21 protein-coding genes and 2 pseudogenes are annotated in these 23,601 nt (G+C 46.2%); 11 read left to right on the top strand and 12 right to left on the bottom strand.

Annotated features, from left to right (window positions below; genetic code table 11):
• Positions 1-25 precede the first annotated feature (25 nt).
• Positions 26-1,039: a hypothetical protein gene (locus MMG03_RS12930; protein ID WP_249506454.1), complete on the bottom strand. Its 1,014-nt coding sequence runs from the start codon at positions 1,037-1,039 to the stop codon at positions 26-28.
• 162 nt (positions 1,040-1,201) lie between these two features.
• Here MMG03_RS12930 and MMG03_RS12925 point away from each other — a divergent pair, with 162 nt between their 5' ends.
• Genes MMG03_RS12925 through MMG03_RS12915 form a run of 3 tightly spaced genes read left to right on the top strand, consistent with a single transcriptional unit; the run spans position 1,202 to position 4,613 of the window.
• Positions 1,202-2,134, top strand: coding sequence for a hypothetical protein (locus MMG03_RS12925; protein ID WP_249506453.1), 933 nt, complete (start codon positions 1,202-1,204; stop codon positions 2,132-2,134).
• Positions 2,135-2,143: 9 nt separating this feature from the next.
• Positions 2,144-2,683, top strand: a complete 540-nt coding sequence (locus MMG03_RS12920; protein ID WP_249506452.1) for a hypothetical protein — start codon at positions 2,144-2,146, stop codon at positions 2,681-2,683.
• A 7-nt stretch (positions 2,684-2,690) separates the two neighbouring features.
• Positions 2,691-4,613 (top strand): hypothetical protein, encoded by a 1,923-nt coding sequence (locus MMG03_RS12915; protein ID WP_249506451.1) that lies wholly within the window; start codon positions 2,691-2,693, stop codon positions 4,611-4,613.
• A 57-nt stretch (positions 4,614-4,670) separates the two neighbouring features.
• Here the strand turns inward: MMG03_RS12915 and MMG03_RS12910 are convergent.
• From MMG03_RS12910 to MMG03_RS16170, 4 genes and pseudogenes are all read right to left on the bottom strand, one after another.
• Positions 4,671-4,925 (bottom strand): annotated as a pseudogene (locus MMG03_RS12910) (cell filamentation protein Fic); the annotation flags it as partial.
• 242 nt (positions 4,926-5,167) lie between these two features.
• Positions 5,168-5,797, bottom strand: a complete 630-nt coding sequence (locus tag MMG03_RS12905) for a S41 family peptidase (protein ID WP_249506449.1) — start codon at positions 5,795-5,797, stop codon at positions 5,168-5,170.
• A 43-nt stretch (positions 5,798-5,840) separates the two neighbouring features.
• On the bottom strand, positions 5,841-6,500 hold the full coding sequence (locus MMG03_RS12900) for a hypothetical protein (RefSeq protein WP_088658915.1): 660 nt from the start codon (positions 6,498-6,500) through the stop codon (positions 5,841-5,843).
• An 817-nt stretch (positions 6,501-7,317) separates the two neighbouring features.
• Positions 7,318-7,422 (bottom strand): annotated as a pseudogene (locus tag MMG03_RS16170) (DUF763 domain-containing protein); the annotation flags it as partial.
• Positions 7,423-7,660: 238 nt separating this feature from the next.
• On the opposite strand from MMG03_RS16170, the gene MMG03_RS12890 reads away from it, so the two are divergent.
• From MMG03_RS12890 to MMG03_RS12870, 5 genes are all read left to right on the top strand, one after another.
• Positions 7,661-8,491, top strand: a complete 831-nt coding sequence (locus MMG03_RS12890) for a TIGR02147 family protein (RefSeq protein WP_346348721.1) — start codon at positions 7,661-7,663, stop codon at positions 8,489-8,491.
• Positions 8,488-9,666, top strand: a complete 1,179-nt coding sequence (locus MMG03_RS12885) for a hypothetical protein (RefSeq protein WP_073161234.1) — start codon at positions 8,488-8,490, stop codon at positions 9,664-9,666. The genes MMG03_RS12890 and MMG03_RS12885 overlap by 4 nt, the downstream gene beginning before the upstream one ends.
• A gap of 86 nt (positions 9,667-9,752) precedes the next feature.
• Positions 9,753-10,841, top strand: a complete 1,089-nt coding sequence (locus tag MMG03_RS12880) for a polysaccharide lyase (RefSeq protein WP_249506448.1) — start codon at positions 9,753-9,755, stop codon at positions 10,839-10,841.
• 18 nt (positions 10,842-10,859) lie between these two features.
• Positions 10,860-11,516, top strand: a complete 657-nt coding sequence (locus MMG03_RS12875) for an HAD family hydrolase (RefSeq protein ID WP_249506447.1) — start codon at positions 10,860-10,862, stop codon at positions 11,514-11,516.
• Positions 11,517-11,670: 154 nt separating this feature from the next.
• Positions 11,671-12,717: a YhcG family protein gene (locus tag MMG03_RS12870; protein ID WP_249506446.1), complete on the top strand. Its 1,047-nt coding sequence runs from the start codon at positions 11,671-11,673 to the stop codon at positions 12,715-12,717.
• 3 nt (positions 12,718-12,720) lie between these two features.
• Here MMG03_RS12870 and MMG03_RS12865 read toward each other — a convergent pair whose 3' ends face one another.
• Together MMG03_RS12865 and MMG03_RS12860 are read right to left on the bottom strand one after the other, a co-directional pair.
• Entirely contained in the window at positions 12,721-14,607 is a 1,887-nt protein-coding gene (locus MMG03_RS12865) for a hypothetical protein (RefSeq protein WP_101478416.1), read from the bottom strand.
• 3 nt (positions 14,608-14,610) lie between these two features.
• Entirely contained in the window at positions 14,611-15,162 is a 552-nt protein-coding gene (locus MMG03_RS12860) for a GNAT family N-acetyltransferase (RefSeq protein ID WP_249506445.1), read from the bottom strand.
• 65 nt (positions 15,163-15,227) lie between these two features.
• On the opposite strand from MMG03_RS12860, the gene MMG03_RS12855 reads away from it, so the two are divergent.
• Both MMG03_RS12855 and MMG03_RS12850 read left to right on the top strand, forming a co-directional pair.
• Complete coding sequence (locus MMG03_RS12855) at positions 15,228-16,067, top strand: metallophosphoesterase (RefSeq protein ID WP_073161229.1); 840 nt, start codon at positions 15,228-15,230, stop codon at positions 16,065-16,067.
• Between the two features lie 32 nt (positions 16,068-16,099).
• Positions 16,100-16,693, top strand: a complete 594-nt coding sequence (locus MMG03_RS12850; protein ID WP_249506444.1) for a hypothetical protein — start codon at positions 16,100-16,102, stop codon at positions 16,691-16,693.
• Here the strand turns inward: MMG03_RS12850 and MMG03_RS12845 are convergent.
• Positions 16,686-17,246 carry a flavin reductase family protein gene (locus MMG03_RS12845; protein WP_073161227.1) on the bottom strand — a complete coding sequence of 187 codons (561 nt, stop codon included), beginning with the start codon at positions 17,244-17,246 and terminating at the stop codon, positions 16,686-16,688. The genes MMG03_RS12850 and MMG03_RS12845 overlap by 8 nt on opposite strands.
• 98 nt (positions 17,247-17,344) lie before the next feature.
• Positions 17,345-18,922: a hypothetical protein gene (locus tag MMG03_RS12840; protein WP_073287236.1), complete on the bottom strand. Its 1,578-nt coding sequence runs from the start codon at positions 18,920-18,922 to the stop codon at positions 17,345-17,347.
• A 148-nt stretch (positions 18,923-19,070) separates the two neighbouring features.
• Here MMG03_RS12840 and MMG03_RS12835 point away from each other — a divergent pair, with 148 nt between their 5' ends.
• Complete coding sequence (locus tag MMG03_RS12835; RefSeq protein WP_073237765.1) at positions 19,071-20,156, top strand: glycoside hydrolase family 5 protein; 1,086 nt, start codon at positions 19,071-19,073, stop codon at positions 20,154-20,156.
• Positions 20,157-20,169: 13 nt separating this feature from the next.
• Here the strand turns inward: MMG03_RS12835 and rsmA are convergent, their stop codons facing one another.
• From rsmA to MMG03_RS12820, 3 genes are read right to left on the bottom strand one after another with little or no spacing between them, the layout of a single operon-like run.
• Positions 20,170-20,949 carry a 16S rRNA (adenine(1518)-N(6)/adenine(1519)-N(6))-dimethyltransferase RsmA gene (gene rsmA, locus MMG03_RS12830; RefSeq protein ID WP_073161224.1) on the bottom strand — a complete coding sequence of 260 codons (780 nt, stop codon included), beginning with the start codon at positions 20,947-20,949 and terminating at the stop codon, positions 20,170-20,172.
• Between the two features lie 2 nt (positions 20,950-20,951).
• A complete protein-coding gene (locus tag MMG03_RS12825; protein ID WP_249506443.1) occupies positions 20,952-21,851 on the bottom strand; it encodes a patatin family protein in 900 nt (299 codons plus the stop codon).
• Between the two features lie 6 nt (positions 21,852-21,857).
• Positions 21,858-23,564 (bottom strand): hypothetical protein, encoded by a 1,707-nt coding sequence (locus MMG03_RS12820; protein ID WP_146741871.1) that lies wholly within the window; start codon positions 23,562-23,564, stop codon positions 21,858-21,860.
• Positions 23,565-23,601: the final 37 nt, after the last annotated feature.

Genomic DNA, 23,601 nt, shown 5'->3' with positions numbered 1-23,601 from the left:
TTTTACCTGATTTTCTTCTGCATTTTTACTGTGAATCGGAATCACAGGGATATTGCGATAACCACTTCTCCAACTCTTCCTTTTCGGGAGGGGCTAGAGGGCAAATTCCATCTTCTTCTCCATCTACAGTATAGCTATCACAGTAGATGAGTGAAAACATGGCGCTGTAAAGAAAACCCAATGCGCCTAAAGCTGCTGCTGCTACACTAGGTTCGTCACCTCCCAGTAATGCACCCAGACCGGCTCCAATTCCAGTTGTGATAAGGACTGGCTTCCAAATACTTTTCTTTTTTACTTTTTGTGTTGAATCCAGTGAAATACATTTGTTGATTAATTCGTTCAAATTTATGGGATATGTGATTTCTGGATGGAGGTCGCTTTGAAGCCAAATGGTTCTGTTGCTTTTGTCGTAGCAAATTCCAGAAGATAAGACTAGGTCATTGCCCGCAATCGGATAAATTGATGCTTTGAGATGTATCGTCTTTTTGTCAAAATTTTTGTCAAGCCAGAAAAGCGTTTTTTGAATGTGGTGCATTCCGCCAGATGTCAGGTTGGTTTCACGGAATTTTGTACTGGAGTCAGATTTGGCGATTGTCTTGATGGTGGATTTAGTTTCGACTTTTGATTTAGTTGCGGAAGGCTTTGCTGTTAGAACTTGTTTATTTGTTGGGTTTAAGGGAAAGTAAGTCCAATTGTTTTTTAACGAATCCGGGGTAACTGAATAAGCGATAACGCTCGATGTTGAAAGGGCTGTGATTGGTGCTATAAACGCCCATGGAAAGGGCATGGTTAGCATTAGTGCCCCGGAAGCCACGAGTCCAATGCCCATGGCTGTTTTTTGGGATTCCGCTACTTCTTGGGGATCTTTTTTCAGTCTCCTATTGAGGAGAACTTCGCCTTGATGGATGACCAACAACTGAGAACCGTCTATAGAATCTTGGTTGACGCTCATGGTCAAGGGTGTGGTTCCAACGTAGGTTGAATCCAGGTATACCGTAGCGATAACTGCTCCCGGGGATTCGACCTTCAAAGTTCGCATCGGTGAATTTCCCGGTGCGGCGCAGCCGTAGAGCAGGAGTCCGCATAGTATGCAAATCAAACGGATTAAATGTCGATTTGTATGGGATGAATGATGCTTCATGGAGAATAAATTAGATAATTTTATATCTTTTTTGCGATGAAACAGGTCACTTTGATACAGATGTTTCTCCTCTGCGTAATCAGCGGTCTATTTCTTGGACTTGCTGGTTGTGGCGATTCCTATAAGATGGCTGTGGATGTGGGTTCCTTTGATGTTTCCCTTCCTCCTACGGTTCGTGGCGCGGAATTTAATATGCAAGAGAATTCCTCTGCCATGCGAGTAACCGCCTCTGTGCATGAACCATCCGAAAAATCCTCTCACTTGTCCAGGGTTTTTAATGGCGCTGCCGTAGTTTGTGAAGGTGAACAGCATTGCCCCGGTAAAAAGGATGCCTACAATTCTTATGGAGGCGAAAGATTTCTACATCCGTCAAAGGCTGACATTTATTACAATTTCAAGTCTTTTCCTGTGTCGCTGAGTGTAGAAACTCTAATGAAAAGCGAAAGACGTTTGCTGGTGTATGGCTTTGGCTTGGACCCGATGCCTTATGTTACTGCTGCAATAGGTCTCAATAGCCGTTACGGTGAGGTTGGAATTAATACTTACCTAGGACTGGATTACAGTAAAACTGATTACTCTTTTAGAGCGATATACACTTACCAAACAATCGGTTTTGGAGGTGATACGTATGTGGGTTCTTTTGAGGGTAAATACGATGAATACCAGTTCAATTTCCGCGGTGGTACTGGTGCCCATGCCAGCTTATTCCTTGGTTCGGTGGCCTTGACTTATGTGCCCATGTTTAACATTCCATGGCTTTGGACCACGGATTTGAAGACAAGAGAACCGGACGGAATTCTTCTTGAACATGTTTCAAGAGAAAGCGACTTTGATGTCACCTTTAAGTTCCCCTTTTATTTTTCCAATTATTTCGGCTTCACCTACAATGCTCATGGTGGACTGCAGTATAGTCTGGGTCTAACGGTTATAAATGGCACTCAGTTAGACGAACGTTTGATTTTTGCTTCAACTTCCATATCGTACTTGTTCTAGGAGGATGAAATGCAGAAAATTTGCTTAACGATTGTTGCTGTAGTGCTTTGCCTTTGCGCCTGTTCCCAGTGGGATCCCAACTCGGATGAAAGTGCTGTGACCCGACTTTCTAATTATCAGGATCTGCAAAAAACCGTCATTACTTTTGATGGCGAAAAAGTCCGGTACGATAGTCTATATCTATTCTATCAGGATTCCCTTTCGCAAGCGAACGGTTACGTGATTTTTCGGTTCGGTCAAATCGGCAAGAATGAGCGGTATGCCCTTGATATGTATATGAATATTTATGGCTGTACCGATATGTATTGCTCCAACGCAAATATGATTGTTTTCCATGATGCCAGGTATGACAAAATAAGAACTTTAAAGGAAGGTGAATTCTCCCTGACAAAGCCGAAATCGGAACTTCACAAGGGTGAAATCTTTGGCGAAAATTGCAAGTTGAAAGTCTTTAATTTCTTTGACTTAAAAGTCGATTTACCCGACGTACAAATAGACTGGTCTTTGCAAGAGTCTGAAGAATCTTGTGACGTGACGATTTACTACTAGGTGCGAAATGATCTGGTTCTTGTTTGCAATCCTGTTGTGCGCTTTGGCTGGCTGCTCTGAGTACAGTTCAGATTTTGATGTTGTTGACGCACGAGCAAAAGATCCTGTGTCCCAGACCCTCAATGTTGATTACTTTGGCGTTGATATTAATTATTATCGTTGGGAAATGTGCTCATCCATGACTTATGAGCGGGATTCCATAGCCCTTGAATGTCTGGATAGTTCCTTTAATGTGGTATCTAGAATTACGGATTATGATACAGCTGGTTATAGGAACCAAACTGCTGTATTCAAGGATTTGAAACTGCAAAGTCCTTTTGTGGAAATTGTCCAATATGGACACCTTATGTGGAAGTATGGCGTTCAAATGTATAGCGTTTCTGTTGAAATGCGAAACTTGAGAAATGCTGTAAATATGGATACAGTAAGATTTAACGAATCTACGGATGTCTTGATCAGGGACAGGCTGCGTCGATATTTGGAAGAGGGTTTGCCTTTTTATGTAGCCGAGGGAATGGCGAAAAAGGATTTTAAAGATTTTTTGAAATCGAAAAATCTCAGTGCTTCATACATTTTTTGTAACGCTCTAAAATACCCCGAAACAGAAAACGTTCAACGTCATTTAGAAAAATTTCAGCGCGAATTTGCCTTGGATACGCTTTCGAAAGATTCTCCCATATTGACTACCTTGGATTCCATGCTGACTGCTGATTCTGTCATTCCTGATTGTAATATGGATTACTTGGCGTTGGCCTATGACTTCAACCAGTGTTCTCGTTCGAATTATGTTGATTCCATTATGAATCCTTATAGCAAATGGTATGGGACCGTTTTGTATTGCGATTCCAGCAAGTGGCGAATAATTCCAAGGGACGGTTTGCCCTTGTTGTGTATGACTTACAATAAGGATGAATTGCGCCTGACAAAAGATTCCGCTTTTGTGGTTTGTGATGGAAATGGCTCTTGGCGTGATGCTGCGTTTAAGGAACCTTATCTTACTCGTTTCTTGGGAAAATGTGATAGCAGCGAAACCTCCATAGATACCTTGGGGCATAGCGCTCTTTGTGCAGCAGACGGCAAGTGGTATATCTATAAAAGCGAACTGGAAAGACAAATTGGAATTTGTGGTGTTAACGTGGAATTTGGAACCACCAAGGTGTTAGGGGACACTGCCTATTATTGTAATTCAACAGGCGAAAAGTGGATTGTCTATAGTGAGCTCGAACGACAAATTGGAATTTGTGGTATTACGGCAAAATACGACTCCATTGCGGAGTATGAGGATGGTTATTATTCTTGCACGAAAGCTTGGGCTGACAATCGGGGTGTTCCTGGCGTTTGGAACCTCCTTGATGCTCAAGCTTGGATTGAAAGGACCATTGGGAAGTGTTGCTCAACGATCCCTTGTGGTACTCTCGCTTCGTACGGAAACCATGTTTACTATTGCGAAGATAAAGCGAAAAAATGGCGTGATGCCAATTCTCGTGAGTTTACATTATTTACCCATCCTAATGGAGGTAATTGCAATAGAAACAGCAGTCATATACAGGTGGTTCCTGTTAACGATGAAGGTTATTGGATGTGTGTAGATGATCCCGTTGGTGGAATTGATTATGGCTGGACGCGTTTGGATCGCAAGAATCACAAGGAGCTTACCACCTATTTTAATAATGGCTCTGGTGAAAGTACAAAGGTTGTTGCAGTGGATTTGTCGACTAAGTACTATAACTATGCCCTATACTTGAACGGAGATAGGGATGATTCTTCGCTGTATGGAGTGGTATATCCCTTGGGTTTTTACGAGATTGTTCTTACGGATGATTTGCTTTTGCTTGATCGCCCTGTCGATGGGGTTATTGCTGCCGATGAAAATTGCCCCATAGGATTCCATGTGGAAGGAACCATTTGCGTAAAATCTAGGACTAATTAGAAAAATCGCGGCTTTGTTGGCTTACTGGTTCTAAGCTTTATAAGAGGCAATCTTTTTACGTTGAACATTCCGCTTGCCTTCTTGCCGAACTAACAAGAAATCCTTGTGAGTTGACTCGCGAGGCAATTCGCCGTCCTTATAAATATTGTCGATATGGAAACTAACGTTTTGTTGCGTCGTCTCGTAGAGCTCCGCAAGCTGGACCTGGGTCACCCAGACATCTTCATCGGCAAAACGGACAGAGACGTTTGTCTTGCCGTTTTCATCTTTGTACAGCAATATGGAATTGTCTTCAGGACGGACTTCTTTCAGACACTGTATACCCTCAATGTTTAAATCCAACCCAAATGTTGCCCCAAGTTTACGTTTAGACGGTTTTGGGAGAATTTGCACTTGAACTGACCCTTGATGCCACCTCTCCACAGGACTACGGTTATTCCGTCCGTTGCGTCCGCAACTAACCCGACGAAACTGTATGAAAAGAGCTAAGCCAAGAAGCCTAGCTCTTTTTGTGTTGAGAACGCTATTCCCGCTGGAAATAATCTCTCGGGGAATTAAAACTTTACGGAGTGCTTAGTCTCTTTTTTCACAATTTCGCCGTTGATGTTGCGATAGTGTTGCGTTTGAGTTCTATTTGCTGCTGGCCTAGTTATATCGCTTCTGTTGTTTTTAGGTGCGTCTCTTGGGGCCTTTTCGATGTATACGCCATCTAAATTGTCTGCAGAAGTTGATTCCTCCGTCTGGAGTACCGATCCTTTCTTTAGGACTGCCAGGAGTTCCTTGTCATTTTCCGTAGAGGAAGCAAAGGCCTTGACTTCGTGGGTGCTGAATTGTTCTTTTCCGTCGTACCAGTCTTCAATGTTTTTCAGTGGCTTGACGGTAATTTGAATGCGAGAGAGAACTGTAGAGTAGGTTTCACCGTTATTGACATAGGTCACTTCAATGGGCTTGTTCTTGGGACCGCGAAGCATAAGTTTTGCTTCTTCGCTGGATTTTCCCTTTAAGGAAATTCCATCAATGGCTATAATCCGGTCGCTGACCTGGAGATTGCTTTCTGCTGCAGGTGTATTGGGAATAATGTCAACTATTTTGATGCCGCCATTCTCTTTTTGAAACGAAATGCCGATGCCGCCAAAACTTTCGGATGCGACAGTTACGCCAATTGCGAAAAAAAAAGGTGGCAATTATTTTACTTACATTGATCATTTATCCTCCTAAAAAATGGTGTTAAAACTTTACTGAATACTTGGAGTCGTTTTTTGAAAATTTGCCTTGGGCGTCACGATTGTGATGCAAAATAACCTTAGCTGTTTTTTTATGACTGTTGGCTGGTAGGGAAGATGGTGTGGACGATAGAGAGTATTCTCCGTAAACGAGCGCCTTTTGCTGTGTTGTTTCTCCTACGTAACAGGTGTCGTTCAGTAGAGCGCCGTAATTTTTAATATCAATGATGTCACCTGGCGTAACGGATATTTTACTGGGAATAAAGACAAGGTCCGACTTAAATCGCCTTACCATTGTTGAATCGTTGCCTTTGGGCAAGGTTAGCTTGCTATTCTTCAGTTTTACAGCCTTTACGGTTGTGACTTTGTGATCAACGATTCCTATTATAGGAACAGATGTAGTTGTGTTGTTCATATCATGTACACGATCATACTTTTCGTATACAGAGTCTATCATTCCACTTACATTTACTGTGAAACTCAGTTGTGTAAAGGACGAATCTTTTAGATAACTGAATGCTTCATTGAATGTTTTTTCGTCAACTATTGCGAAACCTGCATGACTAATGACTTCGCAGATTGTAATATCGGCATTCCTGATAGATTCGGCCTGCGCAATAGTATGTGTGAGAAGAATAAGGACAACTGAAAGAAGATTTTTCATAATAGATGACATGTTTGATTTTCGTGAAAAGATAACAAATTGTCTAACGCTTTTGAAGCATCATGAATAAAACGATCTTTTTTTAAGTTGTATGCAATTAAAAATGTTTTTATATTTGCGCGCCAAACGATGTTTTTTGTTGTTGAATAAGAAAAAATAGTTTGTATTCAATGACCATTAGGAGGTGAATTAATGAAAAAAGTTTATTTTATGATATTCGACTTGCGGACTTTTCTTCGGCAAGTTCCTTTTCACGTTGTTTAAGTTTCCGTTCCAATTCACGATTCTTTGTCGCGAGTTCTTCAATGGAGACCCTCTTGAGGCGGCGTTCTTCCTCGTAAGATGGCAAATTGTTCTGCCTTCGGTAATCCTGGACCCACCTGCACACGGTATTTGCTGTGACACCAATATCCTTGGCAATCTTGGTCGCGGATTTTTCCAGAAAGTCCTACGCCTCGGTCATGACCTTTTGCAAGCAAGCTTGCAACGGTCGCGACTCTCGGCTTGTAGACTTTTCGCCTTTCAGGACGAGTTTGACCGTTTGCAGCTTCATTTCTTCATTGTAATGGACTCTAGACATTGTTTTTTCCTCGATTCTGGAATGAAATGACTTCGTCATTTTGATTCTGCATCTCGGTCATAAAAACATGTAAACATGTTTTTGCGACACTCGGTTTGGAAATCATTTAACAATGAATATGAAAGCATGATTTATCCTCTTATTAAATCACGCCATGGTCCAAAAATATATTTTCAATAGAGTCCACATTTCTTGTTGAAGAACCTTATGAACCTTGCTCGTGGAATTTTCGCAATAGCCCTGCTGAACCACCGCCCAGTCGCCTTCATCGGTCACAATGAAATTATGCTGGTAAAGCTGGAACCCATCCTGTACGGCAGTGTTGTCCACCTTGGCGCAGAGGCAGGTCTGCTACACCAGTACGTTTGGGCATTTCTCAAAGGTACTCAAATTTAAAACGGCTTGTCAAACTCAAAAGGGCATTGAGCTTGCCTTGAACACCTATATGGTGAATACTGTTGTATAGTAAAACTTTAATTTTTTGTATAGAAGCTATAAAAAGCGTGAATTTTGTGTAAAAAAAATAATTTTGTATAATTTTTTTATTGACGAGGTAAAATAACGAAGTTAATTTGTCGTCATGCTGAAATCCATAATTGAATACGAGGACTACCGTCAGTACATGCAGGACTTCTACGAAGACCGCAAAAGGACCGGCGCTTTCACCTGGCGGGAATTTGCCAAGCGGGCTGGTTTCAGTTCGCCGAATTTCATCAAGCTGGTGTGCGAAGGTAAGAGCGGTCTTTCTCCCCTCAGTGTGGAGCGTGTGGCATCCGTCATGGGTTTCGTAGGGATTGAACGTGTGTACTTCCGTTCCCTGGTGATGTTCAGCCAAGCCAAGAAGGATTCCGATAAAAAGAATGCCTACAAGGAAATGTGCGATATCGCTGGAGCCCATAGGGTGCGCCTGCTGGAAGGGGAGGCTTACGCATTTTATGAATCCTGGAAAAATACCGTGATCCGGGAACTGGCTCCCATGATGCCAGGGGCGAAGCCTTTGGAAATGGCCAAAATGTGCATACCGTCCATCACAGCCGCCGAGGTTAGCGAGACTTTGAGTTTCCTGGTTAAAGCGGGGTTCTTGGAGAAGGATGGGGAAGGTTATCGCCAGACCAACAAGTCTGTGGCAGCATCGGCTGCGGCCCTACCTATGCTGGTGCGCTCCATGCATAAGCAAATGAGTGACTTTGCCAAGGAGTCCATGGACAAGGTCTCTGTTGAAGAACGCAATATTTCGGGTGTCACCGTGGGTATCGACCGAGAGGACTACGAAAAAATTGTTGGTGAAATAGAGGAATTGCGGAGAAAGGTGGTGGCCATTGCCACCGAGAAGAATTCTGCTGAACAGGTCTATCATTTGAACCTGCAGTTTTTTCCGCTGACCCGCAATACAATAGGAGGTGAAAAATGAAGAAGTATATCTATGGCGCTCTGTTGTCTATGCTCTGTGCCTGTTCCAGCGAAAAAGTGGCGGGTGGATCCGCCGAACTTCCAAATGCCGATAAGTATTCCTTTGTGGAGATGGATGATGCTGAAAAGGAGTATTTTGAAGGAGACGCGGATTCGTTCCCCTGCATTAGGCATGATGGTCCGGAATACGAAGTCCTTTATAATTTTGTAAGTCGCGTGGGTTCTTGTGAGGTCCGCAATTTTAGCGATGGGGAGTATAAGGAAGTTCTCCAGATTGAAATTCACGGGCAGGGTTATAGTGACAAGTCTATGCAACTTGTGAAAAAGGATAAGAACTGGTTTGTTGTGGAGCGAATCTACGAATTGGAATCTGGAGGCTCTTTGGACACGACCTCGGGATATCATGAGGAATTCGGCAAGGATTGCGAAACCAGGCATGGTCAATTCCATGAACAGGAACATGCCTGCATTTTGAAGCTGGACATGATAGATACGGCCGCTGTATGGAACGCCTATCGCAAGCAGTATGTGGATGGATGTCGTTCGTTCCAGGAGAGTTACGAAGCGGGTATGGATACCCTGGTGGGTGTGTATGGTTTTAGTTTGGGCGATTTGAAGGTGTGCTTTGTTGGAAGTCCGGCTGACGTGTTTCCCCATAAGCGACTGGAGTTTATTGAAGTTCCTGGTCTCAACAACTATTGGCTGGACTACCATAACGCCGGTATAGGTCGAGGCGAGTTGCAGTTTTCCGTATCCGTAAACTTTCTGTATACAGAGAATGAAGAATTTGTGAATGATGTGAAAAATCCGGAATTGGTCTACCTCGGTGTCAGTGTATACGAGACCATGGAGTTGTTCGAGGATCATTGCCAGCGGGATAGTCTTTTCTTCCAGGAAAAATGCGAAGGGATTGGTGGCGAGATGGTGTCTGAAGGGGATTGCTCTGTAGCCAGGGCAACTGAAACTTTCGCCAAATCCGAAGACTTCTTCATGAATTATGAGTGTGCGGGTGTGGTGCCTGTAGCAAAGGCGGAAAAGATTCTTAATAATCTGGCCCAGGAATTTGCAGGAGTTTGCCGGGAGGAGCTGAAGAGGTTCAACATGGAGGATTATCCCGAAGGAATAATGCTTGATTCGTTGAACAGCTTCAATTTTGCAGAATATTTGACGAAGTAGCATTGCGCTTCATTGAATCTGCGGGATCACTTTCCTCGAAAAGATTGTATTTTCAGGGGAGTGAGTCTTCGCAATAGAGCTGCGTTATGAGATTTGTCAGTGGAATCAGTCTATTTATCTTGTCTTTCGCTACGTCAGTTCTTGCCGACGTGGTGTTCTCCGTGGATTTTGAAAATCGTGCTGTCGGCCTGTACACCAATAAGATGGCCCAGGAGGACTTCCCTAAAAAGGCGGGCGTTTCCAGTTGGTATGCCATGGAGCAGAATGGGGGCCAGAATGCAAAGATTGTGCAGGACGATGAAGAGCACGGGATGGTTCTGCAGCTGAAGTACCCAAAGGGTTGCGTAGGGCCCAATGACGAGGGCGGGCGCCCCGCCTGCGCCGGGCAGGTGAAGCAGCCGCTTAATGTTTCTGCAGAAGAAATGTGGGTGGCATACGATATTCAGTTCGAGCCTGGTTTTGAATTTGTGAAAGGCGGCAAACTGCCGGGACTTTGTGGCGGTGAATGTTATACTGGCGGAAATCGCCCCTCTGTAGGTGACGGCTGGAGCGCCCGCATCATGTGGCGCGCGGAAGGTGCTGTGGTGCAGTATCTGTACTTTGTGGATCAGGCGAGTACCTACGGCGATGACGCCAAATGGAACCTGGGCGAAACTGCGGAACAAAAACATTTTGTGCCGGGTAAATGGCACCGTGTGGTGACCCGCGTGGTTATGAATTCTGTTTCCACCGAAGGCACGGGCGACAAGAACGGTATTGTGCAAAGCTGGTTCGACGGAGAACTTGCTTTAGATTTGGATACCTTGCGTTTGCGTGATTTCCAGGACCAGAAAATAGACGAGTTCTATCTCTCTACATTCCATGGCGGAGACGATGACACCTGGGCGCCCTCCACAGATGTGTTCGTGCGTTACGATAACTTTGTAGTTTCAACGGATTCCATTCCTGTGACGAACGCGAAGCCTGGCGCATCTGGCGGGGACGACACAGACGCTGCAGAAAATGGTTCCGAGGCATCGGCTATTAAACCTGCGCTTCCCAATAATCGTGACGGAAATCGCAGCGACAATCGTGTTGGTGATTACGTCGGCAAACGCAGTGCCAAGCGCCCCGGCGAAACCCCAAAATATTTCAAGAACGACAAAGACTTTAATGCCATCGGGCAGCAATTATAAATTTCTAAATTTGCGGCCATGCCTAATGCCCTAATTTTTGACTTGGATGGAACCCTTTGGGACACTGTCGCTCCCTTGACTCTCATATGGAATCAGGTGTTCCAGAAGAACGGTACGGGCAAGGTGATTTCTGAAGATGACCTGCGAAATGTGATGGGGAAGAACCTTCAGGAAATCAGCGCAATTTATTTCCCGGACATGGAAAGGTCTCGCCGCGAAGACGTTATGAATCAGTGTGCCGTGGCCCATTGCGCCTACCTGGAGGAACATGGCGCACCGTTGTATTTGGACCGCGGAACGCTTTCTCAGCTTTACGCGAAATACGAGTTGTACATCGTCAGTAATTGCCCCTGCGGATACATCGAGGCGTTCTTGGAATCCTGCAATTTGCAGAAGTACTTCAAGGATTTTGAAATGTCCGGACGCACTGGCAAAAGCAAGGGCGAAAACATCAAGGCTATCTGTGAACGAAATGGATTGTGCGCGGGTGCCGCCGATGCGAATCTCGCGCCAAGTGTGGTTTATGTTGGCGACACCCTGGGCGATGAAACTGCTGCAAACTTTGCGGGCATTCCCTTTATCCACGCAGCTTACGGTTTCGGCACTGCCAACAACCCTGCCGCCGTTCTCCATAACTTTAACGAACTGCCGGGAGTTTTGGAAAAACTTTTCTAGAATTTACAAATCTTTGACAAAGTAACCCTTGCCAGATTTTAGATAAATTCTATAATTCCTCCCGAGCGTTACGAAAAGTCTCCTGAACACCTGATAAAAAATCAGGTGTTTTTCTGTTTTGTAGAAAAAATTTTTTTCAAAAAAAGGAGATACTATGCCCAGAAAAAATCCAAATAATCTGCCACAGACTTACGCTACTTGGATTTCTGAACTCAAGAAGCGTTATGCCCAGTCGCAAATCAAGGCCTCCATTGCTGTTAACGGCGAATTGATTGGCTTTTACTACAGCTTGGGTCGCGACATTCAGCAGAAAAAATTCCAAAATACTTATGGCAGCGGGTTCTATAAAAAGCTCAGCGATGATTTACGCCGTGAAATCCCGAATGCCAAGGGTTTTTCGCCGACGACTCTGAAATACGCCGTGTATTTCTACGATTTGTATAAGGATTATGTAGAAGGACAAAATCGTCAGCAACTTGCTGACGATTTGAAGAAAATTCCTTGGGCTCACCATATGGTCATTATTGATAAGTGCAAAAATTCCCCTAAAAAGGCTCTTTTCTTCGTAAAAAAGACCATTGAAAACAACTGGTCCCGTTCCATGTTGCTCACGTTTCTTGATACAGACCTGTATGAGCGTGAAGGTAGAGCCGTTACTAACTTCACAACGACTTTGCCCAAGGAGCAGGGGGACTTGGCTCGTGAATTGACTCGGGACCCGTATTGCTTTGACTTTGTGGAAGTTCGTAGCGATTTTGAGGAACGTGAATTGAAAGACGCTCTGCTCAAGAATATTGAAATGTTCCTGATGGAACTTGGACGCGGTTTTGCCTACATGGGGCGAGAATATCGTTTGCAGGTCGGTGAAACTGAACAATTTCTGGATATGCTTTTTTACAACACCAAGTTGCATTGCTATGTGGTAGTTGAAGTGAAAACAGGGAAGTTTGAACCTGCGTATATTGGACAACTTAGCACTTACGTGGTGGCCGTGAATCACTTGTTGAAAAGCGCAGAAGACAAGCCTACGCTTGGCATTTTGGTGTGCAAGGACAAGGACGAGGTTCTTGCGCAATATTCCTTGGAGGGCTCGGTCAATCCCATTGCCATTTCGGAATTTGAATTGTTGAAAATTTACCCGAAGGATTTCAAGAGTTGCCTGCCCTCTATCAAGGAACTGGAAGATCAGTTAGGTGGATAAATTTTATTCCCCGTACTTGCTCCAGTCAAAATCAACCTTATTTTTTGCGTTGTATTTGACGATGATTTCCAGGGCGGTATAGGGCTTCAGAGAAAATGTATCAAAGGCCTTTGTTGCGTTTTCGGTAGATGCGCCTAGGCGAAGTCTCAATCCAAATACATGACCTGGTTCAAAATAGCTTAGAGTTCCGCCAAAATCTAGACCTACAGATGTTTGATCGACAGGCCAATCTTTTTCGTTGGAATCAATATTTATGATTCTGCTGATATTTACGGTGGGACCGATGTATGCGTCGGCTTCCCAATACTTTGTATTGAGATAGCGGTAGTGAAGATCTAGACCGATGACGAAGCTGTCGTAGATATAGTCGTTTGTATTTTCGGAAATTTGCTCAGGACGTTTTTTTAACTCCTTATCGGGGAAAATTTGCATAAGGAACTCGGCACCAAATTGCTTATACCCACCGCCTATGAACATAGATACGCCTATTCCGGGGTCGATATATGAAGATAGACCTCCAAGGGGGAAATCAAGTGCAGGCCCTATGCCAAAGGAAAAATAACCGCCATATTCTTCTCGATTCCAGTAACGCTTCACCAGGTAATGTCTTAAATCTTGATTGGGGATTTTGTCCAAATTCTCTTCTATAAGAGCTGCCATTTTTTCTTTTTGATTTTCTGATGAACGCTTTTTGAAAGCGTATTCATTCAACGCGATTATACGGCTAAAGTCATCTTCAATTTTTAGAATGTCATTGTAGGCACCATCGCTATCTAACCAGGAATAAATTTCTGGTATTGAGATTGCTCTACTCGCTACTCCTTGGAGGCTTCTATGAGATTCCCTGTACTTTAAGGTATCGTAGGGAGTCAATCGGATTCCGTTTCCAGAAAGAAGATTCAACCACTTGTAATCTTCATCGGTAAGGGCTGAGCCAAAGATGGGGTAGGTGGAATCTGCTGCATTGATGATTTTATCCATAGCTTTGGAAATTTCGCTGAAGCGTTTTTCCCGGATAAGGTGTCCGATTTCTTGATGCAATTTTGGAATGGGATTTCTCGGGATGCGGAAGGAATATTTGTATGGAAGAACCTTGAGTTGGTTGGGGTCTAATTCCTCGGGCTGATTAGTTGAAACCTGCTGAGAAAATCCGTCTCCAAAAAATACTCTCTTTGAATTTCGTGGTATATGAATCAGGCTTTTAAGTAAATCGACGGAATTTTCTATCCCGTTTTTTGCAGGGACGTAGTAGGGGGTGGTGATGACGGGCAGGTAAAGGTAAACCGTTGTATCGGCTTCCTTCCATGAACGAGAATTGGTGTCGTAGGAATAGGTGGCTTTTATACCAACTTTGATTAGTTGGGTTAATACCTCGCGTGAGTCACGGATAAATCTTAAATCAGAAAATGAATGCAGTTGGTCTAAGGTAGCCCTCCGTTCTAGAACACTTTGAGTGGAATCTAGCCAGTTGTCCCATGCGGTGAATTGCTCCGCTATTTCGTTGTCCACATTGCTTACGACAATCGACCGGTTTGATCGCCAATCTGGGTCGTCAAAAATGCATAGGACTGGGTTGTCGTCCCAACGGGAAGAATAGGCGTTCCACTTGCTGGAGTGTGCTACCACTTCTATGTGATTGACAACCCCGATGACCGGAGTGAATTTGTTTTTGGGGTGATCCAGTTTTTCTTGAACGGTGGGCAAGCTTTTGAATATGCTTGGAACCAGGGAATCAATGACGTCTTCTTGATTTGGTTCAGGTTTGCAATCTCCAAAACAGCAGAAACCGATGGTTGATAAGTCATTTTCAAGTAGGTTGCGTGCAATCCCGCTGACGCACAATAACAATATTGCATATAAAATCCTCATCGGTCCTCCCAACTTGAACATAATCTACAAATGTTCCCCCAGCATCTTTTCCATCCAGATCATGTTGTACCATTGCCCGAATTTGTAGGCGCAATCGTGGAAGGTTCCTACTAGGGTGTAGCCTAGCTTTTCGTGAAATTTCTGGCTGCTGTTGTCCAGGTGGGTGCTGCCTGGTTTGGGGCTTGCGATGCAGGCGCATGTGTTCAGGAATCCACGGGATTTCAATTCTCGTTCCAGTTCGCTGTATAGCGCGCGGCCGTAGCCTTTGCCATGTTCGCCCATTTTGACGTAGATGGATGTTTCTACGCTGCGATTGTAGGCGGCTCGTCCCTTGAAAACTCCCGCGTAGCAATAGCCTAGAATTTCTGTGCTGTTCTCGTCGGAACCCGTGGCGGCTCCTGCTCGTTCTATTACCAGGTAGGGGTACTTTTCCAGCGTTCCCCCAATCCTTGCTGCAAATTCTTCTACGGTGGGGGCGTCATACTCAAAGGTAATGGCGGTGTCTTCTACGTAGGGTTTGTAGATGGCCTGTAGCGCGGCGGCGTCTTCGATTCTTGCGGAACGGATCTTGATCATGGTGACCAGGAAATCTAACAAAAAGCAACTTAACAGGAAAAATTTTTAAATGTAAATTTGCACCTATGAAATGTTTCTTCGTTAGCGATTTGCATATTGATTTTTACGCGCCCCTGACACGGACCGTATCTTTACTGCATCGCTATTTTCAGGAATTTTTCGACAGGAATTTTTTGCCGGCGGATGTTTGCTGTATCGCAGGGGACATTGCCAACAATTATTTTACCTACGTCGAATTTCTGAAGTTTATCGCGACGAAGTACAGCCGGGTTTTTGTATGCCTGGGAAATCACGATGTCATTTGTGAACGTGAGGGCGTTTTCGGTTCGGATCGAGATTTCCCTACGTCCGAAAGTAAGATTACCTTTTACCTGGAAGAGGCTGCGAAAATTCCAAACCTTCACCTGCTGGAAAATTTGACGGTAGATGTTTTTGCCGGGTGCATGGGCATGTGCGATTTTACCTACAAGCATGTTCCCGACGCTTCTGTAGAAGAGTATAAGATGATCTGGTCTACCCGCTGGTTTGACGGTCGCCATTGGAATTACAAAGGCAATGATACGGAGGCCCTCTGGAATCATTATGCGGGAATTATGGACAGTTTGACGGCTGCCCGCCCGAAGGTGATGATGAGTCATTTTTTGCCCATGGAATTCGGCATGGCCGAAATGTATCTGAAGGATCCGCTGTCGACCTACTTCTATTTTCAAGGTGAAAAATTCTTGAGTAATCTGGATGATGGTTCCATCTGGCAGGCGGGACACACCCATTCCGCCATCAAGAAGGTAGTTCGGGACAGCCTCGGAAAAAATCATTTGCTGCTTTGCAATCCTGTTGGCTACCCTGATGAAGAACCGTATCGCGAAAACAATTTGCATAGGGAAGATTTCCTGTTGGATATTTAGGCATCCGGTTTTTTATGTTTAACGTACCCTCGATGCATCAAATTATTTCCTGGTTTGGCTGGGGCCACGAGGCGGGTGCCGTCGCCGCAGTCAGCTTTATGGTGGCGGTTGCCATTATCTTTGTGCCGGTTGTTGCGGGTTTTGCCCTATATGCCTTGGAGCGTCTCCAGATAAAATTGCTCGGAATGATCAGCGTGAATTTTGCGTATGCCTTTGTGAATTTCGTGACCTTCCCGGGGACTTTTATTCATGAGACGTCGCACTTGATTTTGGCGGTCGTTACCGGGGCCAAGGTGACGGATGTATGCATGTTCGAAAACAAGGATGGTTGCCTAGGGCATGTGAGTTATTGTGCCCGGGGGCCGTTCCCCATGCAGATGGTTCAGCATGCCTTGATTGCGGTGGCTCCTACTGTGGTAGGATTTACCGTTGGCTATTTCCTTTTGCAGTATATCATAAAAACGCCCCACACTTGGTGGGGCTATATAGGGCTTTGGTATCTGTTTGTTTCGCTGGTAGATCATTCTACCATGAGTGACGCGGACCTAAAAAATTATTTCCGGGGCGTGTGGATTTTTATCGTGCCGCTGGCCGGAATTTTATTCGCCTGCGAAATGATTATTTGATGTTTTTTCCGTCGGAGAAGGCGTTGCCAACCTTTTCGCCGATGGCATAGTAACCATGTCCTGCCGTATCGTAGCAGATTGGGTTCAGTTTTTTGATGTCAATTTTTTCTTCGGCGTCGAGGATGGATTCGTCGGCGGTAACGTTCACCACTTCGCCTAAAAGCAGTTCCGGTTCTTCGGCGTAGCTTACCATCTTGCATTCCAGGGTGAGGGGCAGTTCTGCAATGAGGGGCGCGTCGACGTTCTTGCTCTTGACGGCGGTAAGTCCGGATTTTTCAAACTTGTCTGCCACTTTGTGGCCGGAGTTAAGTCCAAGGAAATCAATTTCCTTGATGTTTTCGGCGGTGGCCATGCTAACGGTAAAGCACTTGCGTGCCTTGATGTTGTCCATGGTCTTATGGCTGTTGGCTACGTAGATGGCGACCTGGTTCATGTCGCTGACGGAACCCCATGCGGCCACCATGGCGTTGGGCGTACCGTCTTCGTTGTAGGTTCCGATAACCAATACGGGCTGGGGATAAAGATAGGGTTTGGCACCAAGATTTTTACGCATAGAAATTTCCTCTTTCCATTGAAAATAATAAAAAGATTTTCAATTACAACAAAAAAAGCCTGCATTTCTGCAGACTTTCATGATGGGAGAAAATTTCACTAGAAGTTAACGAATAGGCCTAGGTCAACAGCGAACCCGTCGGTGGTAGAGAAGCTGCCGAAGGGGTTCTGCAGGAACTGCTTTGTGAATGCAAGTTCTGCGGCAACACGGCCATATTCAAAACGGGAGCCCAGGTTGACTGTGGTCGTGTTGGCGAATGTGGTTCTGCTGGTTGCGACAAAATCAGCCAGTTCGTACTTTTCGTAGGAGAATACGTTCCAGTCAAGATTTGCGCCGCCGAAAATCATCATATGCTGATTCAATGCGACTTCGCCAAAAATGTTAGGTGTGACGAATGCGCTGAATCTTGTATGGCTATCCATGATGTTTTCGATTTCATCGTAGATGGCGAAGGGGAATCGGGTGTTGACGCCAAGATAGATGCGGGCATCTTCAGCCTTGAGGACAGCTGCGCCAATGTTGAATGTAGGCTTGAACTCGATTCGTGAAGAGGTATCGGAGACGGAGCTCTTGGTAATGACGTGATTCTTTTCGCCCTTGATGACTTCTTCCACGGTGACCTTGGTGTCGGTGGTAAAGCTATGGCGCAAACCTTCCACTCCGAAAGTCCAGAAGACTTCTTCACCGGAGTAAGAAAGGGCTAGCTTTCCGGTAGCGTCCCAGATGTTCTGTTCCCATTTATTGAAGGGGTCTGCGCTGTATCCTTCGGATTCGGGTTTTACGTAGTGGCCGCTTGCGACGATGTCGAAGGAACCGACCTGCAATGAGGCTGTTGCGCCGATGCTGGAGCCGCCATAGGTGATTTTTTCATTTTGTTCGGTAATGGGATATTCTGCATCGTTCCACTGTTTGCCGAAGGATCCGTCAACGGAAACGCCGAACTTCTGGAATGCCACACCGGCGGTGAGTAATCCCATGCTCTGGGAATTGTCGAAGGCGAGGAAGTATGTGGTGGTATTTCCGAAGGCCAGTGCAGCCCTTTCGTTGGTGGGTTCAAGGTACAGTCCCTTGATTCCGTACATCTTGCGGGGTGCGGCTATATTTCCGCCGATGGTTGCGGCTGCGGCTTCGTTACCTACAGCATTATAAATGTTGGCATGCAAGACATCCAGGGGGCCCTTGGTGGGCTTTTCTGCGGTTTGTGCAGGTTCCTGAATGGGAGCGGTGGAATCCTGGGGGACTGCCACGGAATCGCTGGTGGTTGCGGTGTCGGCTACAGCGACCTGCTCTGGGGTGGTTTCGGCTGCGGGTACATTTTCTGCAGTTTCGCGAGCAGTTTCGCGAGCAGTTTCGTCAGCGGCTTCTGCGGGGGTTGTCTCATTTGCGGCAGGGGCAGTCTCGTTTGTTGCGGGAGTGGAGGCTTCTGCCGTGGCCGTTTCTTCGGCACTCTTTTCAGGGTTTACGGCAGCGGTTTCTTCTGCCTTGACCTCTTCTGCGGGGGCTGCTTCTGCTGCAGCGGGGGCTTCGCTAGAGGCGGGAGCTTCCGCGATGGCGGCTGCATTTTGTTCAGCGGCAGGTGCTGCTGTTGTGTCAGATACGGTTGCGCTAGGAGTGGCTTCCTGGGCGTAAAGATTTACAACGGTGCCTAAAGTGGCGATAAGAAGAGACATTTTCATATTCATGTCTTCAACATAAACAAATCATGACGAACCTTATTAAGAATAAATCATTTTTTTGGGAACAGGCGTATACAAAAACTTCAAGAATTTTGGTGCATAATCGAGAGGAGAAGTTTAACTTTGGAAAAAACGACGGAGTAAATTAATGTCACTACTGCGCTTATCAGGGCTGTTTTTAGCTGGAATTCTGACTTTATGGGGCTGTAACGGAGAGAACGTTACTGAAGTCTCCTATGAAAAGCTGGATGAACCTATTGGCGAAAGAATCGGCCCTGTCAGTCAGTATGGAAGGCTGATTGCCGGAGTGAATTCCGAGGGCAAGGGCCGAATATACGGCAGTTGCAAGGGCGTATCTGATGGTAACGAAGTTCAGGTACGAGGCATGAGCCTTTACTGGAGCCTTTTGAAACCCGCTACAAAGTTTTATTCCGATACCGGCATTACGACCATGGTGAACGACATGAAAATCGAAGTGATTCGTGCCGCCATTGGTACCGAAGAAAATTGGGGCGGGACATTGGGATTTTTGCTGGATCCGGATGCTCAGCGCGAATTGATCGATCAGGCTGTTAAGGCGGCCATAAAGAATGACATCTATGTAATTATCGACTGGCATTCCCATAGTGCGCATAAGCAGTTGAGTGATGCTATCGCCTTCTTCGACGAAATGGCTCAAAAATACGGCCAGTATAACAATGTGATTTTTGAAATTTTTAATGAGCCTACCAGAATTGTCTGGGAGCAGGTGAAGGCTTATGGCGATACCGTCGTCGCGACCATTCGAAAGCATTCTGACAATTTGATTCTTGTGGGTAACCCCATGTGGGACCAGTCGCCCAATTGGGCTATAGGAAAAGAGATCGCCGATTCACTTCATAATATTGCCTACACATTCCATTACTACGCTAATAGCCACAGCATCAAGCTCGAAGGACGGAATGCCGAAGAAGCGATGAATGCGGGATTGTCCCTGTTTGTTAGCGAATGGGGTACTGCAAATGCAAGTGGAAAGGGCGTGCCTGATGTAGACCGCAATGATCAATGGCAGGAATGGATGGATGAACGCAAGCTTTCATCCGCCAACTGGTCCGCTTCCATGATTAACGAAGGTACTGCAGCATTTGCGCAGGAGAGCCGAGTAGACTCTCTTGTGTATACGGTATCCGGTGAATTGGTGAAGGGATATCTATCTGCAAATCCCGATTCTTACAAGGCCTGCAAGGCAAAGTAAGCTTTAGGAAAAGCTATCCGACAATCACTTTATAAAATTCCATGAACTGTTCGGGGGAAAGTTCCTCGGCACGGACAGTGGTAGGATAATCCAGGAGTTCGATGGCTTCCTGGATTTTCTTCTTGTCGTAGGCGCGACCGAAGGAATTGGCCAAGGTCTTACGCTTCTGGGTAAAGGCGGCACGAACGAAATCGAAGAATCCCTCGGGAGCCTGCAATGCGTCTGCGCGGGGGGTGAGCAGCATGGTGGCGCTGTCTACGTTGGGCTTCGGTGTAAAATGCTCGGGACCGATCTTGCGTAAAATCTGGGTGTTGGCGAAAGCGGATACCAGAACAGAAAGGCTGCCGTAATTGCTGCTGCAGGGCGAAGCGCAAATGCGTTCGGCAACTTCCAGCTGCACCATTCCCATAAAGCCCTTGGTCAGATGCAGTCGGGGCATGAGCCCTGCGATAATTGCCGTAGAAACATTGTAGGGCAGGTTGCCGGTGACCCAGGGCTTTTCGTGTGCATCCAGAAAGGCCTGCAAGTCGAATTTCAAGAAGTCGATGTTGGTGATATGGAAGTTTTCGCGGTCGCCGAACTTTTCGTTCAACACAGCCACGCACTGTTCGTCGATTTCGACGGCTGTCAGTTCCACGCCGCGGTTCAGCAGGTGTTCTGTCAGGGCGCCATGGCCGGGGCCGATCTCGAGAACGGCTTCACCCTTTTCGGCAGGCAGGTCACCTGCGATGGCGATGGCGGTGGGAACATCCAGAAAGTTCTGGCCAAATTTACGACGACGAGCTCTATCCATGTCTATAAAGATAGAAATTCCTTCAGGTCGGCCATTCTTTCGCGGCCGTCTTTCAGACCCAATTCATAAAGGGCTACAAGTTTTGAAGTGTCCTTTTCGACGCGGCTGATTTTCAAGTCTGTTTCGGGGCGGAAAACGAAAGCCTTTCCATTGGCTTCCCATTGGGCCAGAGTTTCGAGGCTCTTGTTGTAACGGATATGTCGATCGCCAACGGCCTTTACGAAGTTAGGATACTTGCGGTAGACGATCTTGTATACGGGAAGAAAACTGTTCGCCTCTTTTTGGTAACCCTTGTGTCGTGTGGTGATGACAACCTGCTTTTTATAGCCGGTGCGGTCCATGAATTCAAAGGGGATGCTGTCGGCGATATTTCCGTCAAACATTTTCTTGCCCTGGTAATGAACCAGGCTGCTCATGAGCGGCAGCGAAGAGGAAGAACGGATGGCATCCATATCCTGGCGCAAGTCGTGAACCTGGAAGTATTCGGCGCCACCAGTTTCCACGTTGCTTGCGGCCACATAGAATTTTGATTCGGCGGCATTCTTCTTGAAGGTGTCAAAGTCGAAAGGATCGATGACTTCGGGTACTGTATGGTAGCAGAATTCCAGGTCAAAGTAGTTGCCGGTACGAATCCAGTTTCCGAAGCTCATGTAGCGCTTGTCCTTGGAATGGACTGTATCCAGTCGGAAGTTTCTATCCCGCTGTTCCGAAAGGTAATTGCAAAGGTGGGTTGCCCCTGCCGAGGTTCCGGCGTAGCCGCCAAACTTTAAACCTTCATCTAGCAACGCGTCAAGAACGCCGGCGGAGTAAGCTCCACGCATACCGCCACCTTCCAGTACCAAGGCGGTGTCTTTCAAGAATACTTTAAACATTCCGTTTTCTGAATCCTGGATCGGTTCCATAAAAGATTAGAAGTTCACGAATGCGCCAATGGACATGGCAATTTCATCATGATCCGAGAAGCTGCCGAAGGGGTTCTGCAGGAACTGTTTGGTAAATGCCATTTCGAGGGCGGCAAATTCATACTGGAGACGCATGCCGAGAATGGCTGTGGTTTCTCCGGATTCCATTTCCAGTGCCTTTACAGAAACGTTGTTGATGTAGGAATCACGATAGTCTGCTACGTCCCAGCAATAGCTGACGCTGCCGAATGCCATGACGTACTGGCCCAGGGCCACTTCTGCCAGGACGTTGGGTGTCAAGGTCAAACCATATTCGTTATGTCTGCTGACAACGCCATCGATTCGGTCGTACGCAATCAGGGGAACGGCTGTATTCAGACCAAGGAATACGCGGGCTTTCTGGTTCTGCAGAATGGGGGCGCCCACATTAAATTCGGGAATGACTTCTACACGGGTCGTGGTGTCGGTAACGGTCGACTTGTAGGTCGCCTTATAGGTTTCGCCGTTTTCTGTGAATATGGATTCGGTTTTGCTGCTAGTGCTGGCTTTGTACCTAAGGAAGTTCAGGTTAACGGACCAGGACAAGGCATTGCTTGTGGTATGAGCTACGGTTAGCTTTCCTCCCAGGGCCCATTCGTCCTTTTCGTGTTCTTCGCCAAATTCGCTGATGAAATAGGAACCGTTGGGGTTGGCGTAGGTCACTCCTAATGCAAGGTCGATGTTGGCCAGATTTGCAGATGCTGTTCCACCGAACTGAGTGCCGGGATTGGTAATCTTGTATGTCGTGCTGGAGGAATCGATGTCGTTATCGATGTAGCTCCAGGATTTCCCTGTTGCGGCCTCTAGGCTGAAACCGAAGTTTTGCCCGGCGTAGCCCAAGGTAACAAGGCCCAGTTCGCTGTAGTTGGCGGCATTGGTCTTGTTGTTGTCAAAGGCCAGGAAGAATGTGCTGCCTTCTCCGAAACTTACAACACCGTATCCGTCTACAGGTTCGATGTAGACGAACTTGCGGTTGTGCATTTTGTGGGGCATCGAAATTTCACCGGCGACGTTGGCGGCTGCGGCTTCATTGCCGACGGCGTTGTAGGCCCTGCCGTGGAAAATATCCAGAACGTGTTTTTCGGCAGTTGCCTGGACTGGTTGCTCGGCGATACTTTCTGCTTCCTGTTGTGTCAGGGGCATGGCTGGTGTCGTATCCCAGATACTTTCTGCAGTTTGGTCTAACTCTGGATTTTCGGCTGCAGGGATTTCTTCGACGGGCTGAAGTGCTGTCTGGGTTGCTGCCGAATCGGTAGGTATAAAGGAAATGCCTGCCGGCTCCACATAGCTGGGCTCTTCCATGGGCATAGGCTCGGGTTTGGGCATAGGCTGGAGAAGTTCCGCACTTTCGCTAACAGGAACGGGGGCGTTGGGATCCACATATTCAGGGGCAGGTTCCGCAACGGCATTATTCTCCATTTCGGAACTTTCAATGGGTGCAAATGTATTTGACGTATCGCTGGAGACGATGGGGGCAGGAATTTCGGAGTCCTGCGGTGCCGCGGGCTGGATAGATTCTCCGTCCATCGATTGCAAGATGGTTTCTGCTGAATTATCCTGAGAGGGTTGCTGCGTTAAAACGGGTGCATTTTGAGCCCAGATTGTTGCTGATGACAAGCTGATTGCGGCTAGAAAAATTTTCTTACTGATGTTCATGGAGATAAACTTAATCATTTTTTCTATTTTTGGTTAAAAGGTATTTTTAGGAAGT

This window comes from Fibrobacter sp. HC4, from assembly GCF_023373925.1.
Classification (GTDB): domain Bacteria; phylum Fibrobacterota; class Fibrobacteria; order Fibrobacterales; family Fibrobacteraceae; genus Fibrobacter.
The sequence above is the reverse complement of the archived record's forward strand: the minus strand, read 5'-3'. Positions and strand labels throughout refer to the sequence as shown.